Origin of the sequence: Achromobacter sp. LC458 (assembly GCF_001005835.2) — a bacterium.
Taxonomy (GTDB): Bacteria; Pseudomonadota; Gammaproteobacteria; order Burkholderiales; family Burkholderiaceae_B; genus Achromobacter; species Achromobacter spanius_B.
The window spans coordinates 1-8,059 of the sequence record NZ_LBHW02000084.1; the positions used below are offsets into that span (position 1 = coordinate 1).

4 protein-coding genes are annotated in these 8,059 nt (G+C 68.4%); all 4 read left to right on the plus strand.

What is annotated here, in order from left to right:
• Nucleotides 1-320: 320 nt before the first annotated feature.
• A complete protein-coding gene (locus tag YH64_RS29850) occupies nucleotides 321-1,532 on the plus strand; it encodes an MFS transporter (protein ID WP_046807928.1) in 1,212 nt (403 codons plus the stop codon).
• Nucleotides 1,533-1,694: 162 nt separating this feature from the next.
• Complete coding sequence (locus tag YH64_RS29855; RefSeq protein ID WP_046807929.1) at nucleotides 1,695-1,874, plus strand: hypothetical protein; 180 nt, start codon at nucleotides 1,695-1,697, stop codon at nucleotides 1,872-1,874.
• Nucleotides 1,875-1,976: 102 nt separating this feature from the next.
• The gene (locus tag YH64_RS29860) at nucleotides 1,977-4,640 is read left to right on the plus strand and encodes a PD-(D/E)XK nuclease family protein (RefSeq protein ID WP_046807927.1); all 2,664 of its coding nucleotides are present in this window, start codon (nucleotides 1,977-1,979) and stop codon (nucleotides 4,638-4,640) included.
• A 3-nt stretch (nucleotides 4,641-4,643) separates the two neighbouring features.
• Nucleotides 4,644-8,059 (plus strand): exodeoxyribonuclease V subunit beta (locus YH64_RS29865; RefSeq protein WP_143215623.1); only part of this gene is annotated, 3,416 nt, incomplete at its 3' end.

The following is an 8,059-nucleotide window of genomic DNA, read 5'->3' on the forward strand; positions in this document are numbered from 1 at the left end:
GAGGTGTGGATAGGAGACAGCGCCAGGGGTGGGGTCGGGGGTGGGCACGGTCGGGCTCCTTGTTGTTATTGCCGGACGGCGTGTAGGCATCCGGGTCGGCCCACGCAGCGATGCCTTGCGGGCCTCTGCCCAATATAGAGACGCATCACCGGCTCGGACACTCGACCTTGGTCGTACGGGGTAGGCCCTAGTGACAGCGCGGCATAAAGCGTGATTCGCCAGAAGGGCTATTACGGTTTGGCGCGCGGCGACTTGTATATGATGTTTGCCGAGTCCCGAGGAGGGGACGCAAACCCACACAACAACCAGACACGGGTTTCATGTCTACGCAAACCGATACGATTTCCACGCGCACCCTGATCCTGGGCACCCTGGTGGTGCTGCTTGCCATGGGCGTGCGCGCCACCTTCGGCCTGTTCATGCAGCCGATGGGCCTGGCCCACGGCTGGGGCCGCGATGTCTTTTCCATGGCCTTCGCGCTACAGAACCTGGTCTGGGGCGTGGCCTGCATCTTCATGGGCATCCTGGCCGACCGCTACGGCTCGGGCCGCACCATCGCGCTGGGTGCCGTGCTGTACATGTTGGGCATGATCGGCACCCGCTTCGCCACCGATGAAACCACCTTGTACCTGTCGGCCGGCGTGCTGGTCGGGCTGGGGCAGGCGGGCACGACGTTTCCGGTGATCCTGCCGGTCGTGGCGCGCGCGGTGCCGGCGGCCTACCGCAGCACGGCCATGGGCATTGCCAGCGCGGGCGGCTCGTTGGGCCAGTTTGCCGTGGTGCCGACCGGGCAGGCGCTGATCACCGGCATGGACTGGCCCGGTGCGTTGTGGGTCTTGTCCCTGTTCGTGGCCTGTGCCGCGCCGCTGGCCTATTACCTGCGCGGGCGCCCGCAAGCGCAGTCCGGGCCGCAGCAGTCGCTGGCGTCCGCGGTGCGGCAGGCCGTGCGCCATCCGTCGTTTCACTTCCTGTTCTGGAGCTACTTTGTCTGCGGCTTTCACACCGCGTTCATCACGCTGCACTTGCCGGCCTACGTGACGGATGGCGGCTTGACGGCGGGGCAGGGCGCGACGGCGGTGGCGTTGATCGGCCTGTTCAATGTGCTGGGCTCGTTCTATGCGGGCAAGCTGGGCGGCAAATACAGCAAGAAGCGGCTGCTGGCCGTGGTGTATTTCATGCGCGCGTTCGGCATCCTGCTGTTGCTGGCGGTGCCGCTGTCGGCGTGGGTGCTGTACGTGTTCGCCGCGTGGATGGGTCTGTTCTGGCTGGGCACCGTGCCGCTTACCCAGGGGCTGATCGGGCAGATCTACGGGCTGCGCTATGCCGCCACGCTATCGGGCATCGTGTTCCTGGGCCACCAGCTGGGCAGCTTCATTGGAGTCTGGCTGGGCGGGTACGCGTACGCCAAGACCGGTAACTACGACATGGTCTGGTGGCTGGGCGTGGCGCTTGCCGTGATTGCCGCGCTGCTGTGCCTGCCGGTGCGCGAACAGCCGGTCACGCCTGTGGAGACGCGCCCGGTGTCGGCCTGAGATGGCGTGGTGGCTGGCGCCGGTTCGGAACCGCTTCGGAGCCGCTTCTAAACCGCTTCGAAACCGGCCCAAAATCGCCGTTACGCTTGTCTGCCCCCTTCGTGTTTGTTTGAAACCGAGATAAAACTGTCCCGCAATTTCACCGAAATCGACGCGCCTGTGATGCCCTCCCACGATCCTTCCCTGCCGCCTGCCCAACCGCCCGCCGCCCGCCGCCATCGCGCCTGGCGCGCTGTGGGCATGCTGGCGCTGGCGGCGGTGCTGGGCCTGGCTTTCTGGGGCTACACCACGCCCAACATGCAGGTGCATTGGGAAAACCTGGCATCGCTTTGCGGCTTTTAGCCGCCTTTGCCCCGGCGGCTCGCGGTATCCTACGACGGTAATTTTCCCGTCGTTTTTTTCGTCTTCCCGCGCGGCCTTCGGGCGCGCGATTTACGGATGCTCATGCAGGACGCGTCGCTTTCCCATCCCTTTCTATCGCTGCCGGATATCGGCGCCCTGGCTGCCGCCGACACGCTGGTGTTGACGGTGAACAACCGGCTGTCGCGCCGCCTTACGCTGGAACTGGCCGGGCTGCTGCGCCAGGAACGCCAGGTCAGCGAGTTGCCGCGCATCCTGCCGCTGTCCGCCTGGCTTGCCGAATCCGCCAACGAGCTGGCCTTCGAAGCGGACGACGACGTGCCCGCCTATCGGCTGGACAGCTTCGCCACGCAACTGGTCTGGACCGAAGCCATCCGCGCCGAAGAAGCCGAACGCGTGCTGCTGGACGCCAGCCAGGCGGCCAGGCTGGCGATGGACGCCGACCTGCTGATGGACGAATGGGACCTGCACGTGCCTTCGGGCGCCGACACGGACGAATATCGCGGCTTTGCGCGCTGGCGCGTGCGCTACCGGCAAACGCTGGCCGGCATCGACGCCGAAGACGCCAACCAAGGCTACGCACGTGTGCTGCGCGCCTTGGAAGAGGGCCGTCTGCGCACGCCCGCGCAGTTGGTCCTGGCCGGCTTTACCGATATGTCGCCGCGATTTCGCCGCCTGCTCAGCGCCTTTGAAATGCAGGGTTCGCGGGTGTCGCAATGGCGTGACGAGCAGCGTGTTGAAACGGTGGCGCGCCGTTTCGAAGCGGCCGACCAAGGCGCCGAATGGCGCGCGGCGGCCGCTTGGGCTGCCGGCCAATTGAAGGCGCATCCGCAAGGGCGCTTTGCGATCGTCTCGCCGCAGCTGGAAGCCGAATCGCCATTCGCGCGCCGCATCTTGAGCCAGGCGCTGGCCGGTCGCGACGGCGCGCCCGCGCATGCCTTCAACGTGGCCGTGGGCCGGCCACTGAATGAATGGCCGATGGCGCGTGCCGCACTGGCGTGGCTTCGCGCGTTGGCGGAATGTGCAAGCGGCAAGGGCTGCGGCGTAGACGTTCTGGGCGCGGCCTTGCTGGCCGGGCATTGTGCCGGCGATGTCCGCGACCGCGCGCGCCTGGCCGCCATCGACGCGCGCTGGCGCCGTCAAGCCGTACAACATGTCAGCCCGCATGATTGGAAAAAACTGCTGGCCGATCTTCCCGCGCTGGCGCCGGCCTGGCATCAGGCGCTGGAAATCTGGACGCAAGGCGGCCGCCAGGCGACGTGCGACGTCTGGGTGCTGCGCATGAAAGCGGCGCTGACGGCGCTGGGTTTCCCGGGCGAAGGCGTGTTGGACAGCGTGGCCTACCAGGTCATGGGCGCATTGGGCGACGCGCTGGGCAGCTTTTCGGCCTTGGCGCCGGCGGCCGGCCGGCTGGGCGGGGTGGCGGCGGTCAACCTGCTGCAAAGCGTGGCGCGGTCGGCATCGTTTCAACCGCAGCGCGATCCCACGGCGCGCCTTGACGTGCTGGGCCTGCTGGAAGCCGAAGGCGGCTATTGGGACGGCGTCTGGATGCTGGGTTTGACGGACGACGTGCTGCCGGCCTCGCCCAAGCCCAACCCGCTGTTGCCGCTGGCAGTGCTGCGCCAGGCCAAGGCGCCACGCGCCACGCCGGAACGTGAACGCGAATGGGCCGAAGGCATGTACGCCGCGCTGTGCCGCTGCGCGCCCGACATCATCGTCAGCCACGCGCACATGGACGGGGAACGCGAGCTACGGCCATCGCCGCTGATCGCGGGCGCTTCACTAAGCGACTGGATGCCGCCGGCGGCGGCTCCCACTGCGCCCTTGCCACAAGAGTCGCTGGACGACAACCAGGGGCCGCCACTGGCGCCGGGCAACCGGGGCGGCGGCGGGCTGGACGTGCTGGACACGCAGGCGCGCAACCCGCTTTGGGCGTTCGTGCGCCACCGCCTGGGCGGGCGCGAGCTGGCGCCTTATGCCGACAGCGCCACGGTGAACGTGCGCGGGCAGTTCCTGCACAAGGCGCTGGAATTGGTATGGGGCATGATGCCCGACCAGGACACGCTGCATGAAATCATGGCCACGAACCGGCTGGCGGCCTTGCTGGAGCAGGCCGTGGCGCAGGCCGCCGACGAAGAACTCAAAGACTACGCGCCCGCGTTGAAGGCGCTGGAATGCCAACGCGCGCGCGCCGTGCTGGCCGCGTGGCTGGACATGGAAGCGCAGCGCTTGCCGTTCGCGGTTGCCCAGGTCGAAAAAAACCACCAGTGGCAACGCGGCGCGTTGAACCTGAAATTGCGTCTGGACCGTATCGACACCCTGGCCGATGGGCGCAACGTCATCGTCGATTACAAGACGGGCGTGGCCGCCGCCAAGCCGGAACCCGATTGGTCGCGCAGTCGGCCCGTGAATGTGCAGTTGCCGTTCTACGCGTCGGTGCTTGCCGATGCCGCGGGCGGCGAGGTCGCCGGGCTGGTGCTGGCGCAGATCCATGCGCGGCAGGTCGCGGCGCAAGGGCTGGCCGATGAAGACCTTGGCGTGCCCGGGGTGACGCTGGCCAGCGACAGCAAGTTCTTCGATGGTCTGACATGGCCCGAGATCCGGCAGCGTTGGCGCGTTGCCATCGAAGCGCTGGCGGATGAGTATGTGGCGGGCGTGGCCACCAACATGGCCTACCGCCGGGACGATTTGAAATACTGCGATGCATTGCCGTTCTTGCGTTTGCATCTTGACGACGAGGACGCCTAAGCCATGGCCGACACTGAACGCCTGCCACAGGACCACGCCGCGCGTACCGACGCGCTGGATCCCACCCGCTCTTTTCTCGTGCAGGCGCCGGCCGGCTCGGGCAAGACCGAACTGCTGACCGACCGCATCCTGGCGCTGCTGGCCACGGTGAACCGGCCCGAGGAAATTGTCGCCATCACGTTCACGCGCAAGGCGGCATCCGAAATGCACGCGCGCGTGTTGAGCAAGCTGCGCCGTGGGCTGGACGCCCCGCCCGAGGCCATGCACGAGCGCCGCAGCTGGGAACTGGCGCGCGCCGCCTTGGCGCGCAATGCCGAGCAGGGCTGGCATCTGCTGGACCATCCGGCGCGCCTGGCCATACGCACCATCGACTCGTTTTGCGCGGGCCTGGTGCGCAGCATGCCGTGGCTGTCCGAGCTGGGCGGCATGCCCGACATTACCGACGATGCACGCGCGCACTACGAAGCGGCGGCGCGCGCCACGCTGGATCTTGCCGATGACTACGACGCGGTGCGCGTGTTGCTCAAGCATCTGGATGTGGACGTGCAGGCGGCCAAGGATGCCCTGGCCGACATGCTGGGGCAGCGCGACCAGTGGCTGCCGCTGCTGCGCCACGGCTCCGATCGCGCCGGCATGGAAGCGATGCTGGCCGAGGCCATCGGCGAAGACCTGGACGCGCTGTGCGACGCCATGCCGCTGGGCTGGGCCGATGCGCTGTGCGGCCCGGCCCGCCTGGCCGCGTCCCATTTGCAGGATGGCGACGACGACAACAAGCTGCTGGCGCTATTGGACTGGACGGAAGAACTGCCGCCGGACGCCGAAGTGCTGGACCAGTGGCGCGCCGTGGCGCATCTGCTGTTGACCGGCACCGGCAGCCTGCGCAAGACCGTCAATAAAAACCTGGGCTTTCCGGCCAAGTGCGCGCACAAGGAACCCTTTGTGGCATGGCTGGAATCGGCCGACGGGCAGGCCGCCTGGGTGCGCCGCCTGCACGCCGTGCGCGACATTCCGGCGCCGCATTTCACGGACGCGCAATGGGAAGTGCTGGGCGCGCAGTTGATGACGCTGGCGCTGGCGGTGGCGCAACTGCGCCTGCGCTTCGCGGACAAAGGCGAGGTCGATTTCATCGAAATCGCGCAACGCGCGGCCGCTGCGCTGGGCAGCGCCGATGATCCCGGCGAGCTGTTGCTGAAACTGGACGCGTCCATTCGCCATCTGCTGATCGACGAATTCCAGGACACCAGCCAGACGCAGCTGGACTTGCTGCGCACGTTGACCTCGGGCTGGCAGGCGGGTGACGGGCGCAGCCTGTTCCTGGTGGGCGACCCGATGCAATCGATCTACCGGTTTCGCAAGGCGGAAGTGGGCCTGTTCCTGGAGGTGGCCGATATCGGCGTGGGCGAATTGACGCCTGATTTCCTGAACCTGACCGACAACTTCCGCTCGCAGGCGGGCATTGTGGAATGGGTGAACCGTTCGTTTGCGGGTCTGCTGCCCCGGCGTAGCGACGCCGCGGCGGGCGCCATCGCGTACAGCCCGTCCACCGCGTTCCACGAGGCGCTGCCCGACCCTGCGGTGCGATTCCACCCCGCTTGGTCGCGCGCGGGCGGCACGCCCGCCGAGGAGCAGGCAGAAGATATCGCCGTCGGCCTGGTGCGCCAGGCGCTGATCGATCACAAAGGCGCCAAGCACCCCGTGGCGGTGTTGGTGCGCGCGCGCAGCCATCTGGGCAATCTGACGCGCCGGCTGGCGCAGGAAGGCATCCGCTGCCGCGCCGTGGACCTGGTGCCCCTGGCGCTGCGGCCGGTGGTGGCCGACCTGGTGCAACTGGTGCGCGCGCTGTCGCACCCGGCCGACCGCATGGCCTGGCTGTCGGTACTGCGCGCCCCGTACTGCGGGCTGACGCTGACGTCCCTGCAACGCCTGTTCGGCGACGACCACGTCACGCCGGTCCCGGTACTGCTGGAACGCGCGCTGCGCATGACACCGGCCACCGCTCCGACGGCGGCTGCTGGCGCCTCGCGAGTCGTCGCGCCGGCGCGCGGTATCTCCGCCAGCGGCGCGCAAGGCTCGTTGTTCGAGGCCGACTCAGGCGCGCAGGGCGGTGCCGCGCAACGCTCGTTGTTTGACGCCAGTCCAGACGCCGCCAACGGTGCCTCGCAATCCGCACCGTTGGACGGCGCATCGTCCGGCGTCGGCCGCGTTCCACAAGGCGCATGGCCTGAAGCCGAATCGCCCGCGCCCGAGCCGCCATTGGCGCAAGCCCTGCTGAGCCCCGACGAATTCGAACGGCTGCGGCAAGTGGCGGCCGTGCTGCTGGACAAGCGCAATGCCTCGGGCGCGATGCCGTTCGCCGCCTGGGTGGAATCCCTGTGGCGCCGCCTGGGCGGCCCCGCGCTGTATGCCGGCCTGTCGGTGTCGAACGACGCCGAAAGCCTGTTCCAGCTGGTCGAACGCCTGGCCCCGCACGGTGCCATCGACCCCGCAGCGCTGGACGCCGGGATCTCGCGCTTGTTCGCCGCGCCCGACGCGGCGGACGAGGACGACGGCGCCGTCGAGATCATGACCATGCACAAATCCAAGGGCCTGCAATTTGAAACCGTGATCCTGTACGGCCTGCATCGCGCCCCGCGCGGCGACCAGGCGCCGCTGGTGCGTTTCGAACAAAGCAGTGGCCGCGTGCTGTTCGGCCCCGTCAAGCCGCGCGCCGAGGTCGAGGCCGACCCGATATCGCGCTACCTGGGCGCCCGCGAGGCCCGCCGCGCATCCTATGAAATCGACCGCCTGCTGTACGTGGCCGCCACCCGCGCGCGCAAACGCCTGCACCTGGTGGGCCACGTGTCCATCGACGAAGCCAGCGGCCAAGTGAAAGCCCCGCCATCCGCCAGCCTGCTGGGCCGCCTCTGGCCCTGCCTGGTCACCCCTGAACCGCCCCCGCTGGACCAACAGCCCGAACCGGACGCCGCCGACACTCCCGAATGGCAAGGCGAGCCCCTGCGCCGCGTCGCTGGCAACGGCCTGACGCAATTGGCCCAACAGTCCAACGTCCTTATCAGCGCCGGTTTCGGCACCGCCGACCGCGGCGCCTGGGGCGACGGCACCGAACACCCCGCCTGGCAACTGGAAGCCGGCTACGACGCCGCCATCGGCACGCTGGCCCACGCCTGGCTTGCCCGTATCGGCCAAGACGGCGTACAAGCCTGGCCACCCCAAGCCCTGACCGACCGCCTGCCCGCCATGCGTCGCCAGCTGACCCGGGCCGGCATCCCCGCCTCCCAAGCCGACGACGCCGCCGAAGCCGTACTGGAAACGCTGCAAGCCACCCTGTCCGACGAACGCGGCCTATGGCTGCTATCCCAATCCGGCGCCCGCCGCGAATGGCCCCTGATCGACGCCGCCGGCAAGGTCTCCGTCATCGA

Coding starts and splice junctions, on each gene's coding strand:
- YH64_RS29860 (WP_046807927.1), top strand. CDS start 1,977: ATGCAGGACGCGTCGCTTTCCCATCCCTTTCTATCGCTGCCGGATATC.
- YH64_RS29855 (WP_046807929.1), top strand. CDS start 1,695: ATGCCCTCCCACGATCCTTCCCTGCCGCCTGCCCAACCGCCCGCCGCC.
- YH64_RS29850 (WP_046807928.1), top strand. CDS start 321: ATGTCTACGCAAACCGATACGATTTCCACGCGCACCCTGATCCTGGGC.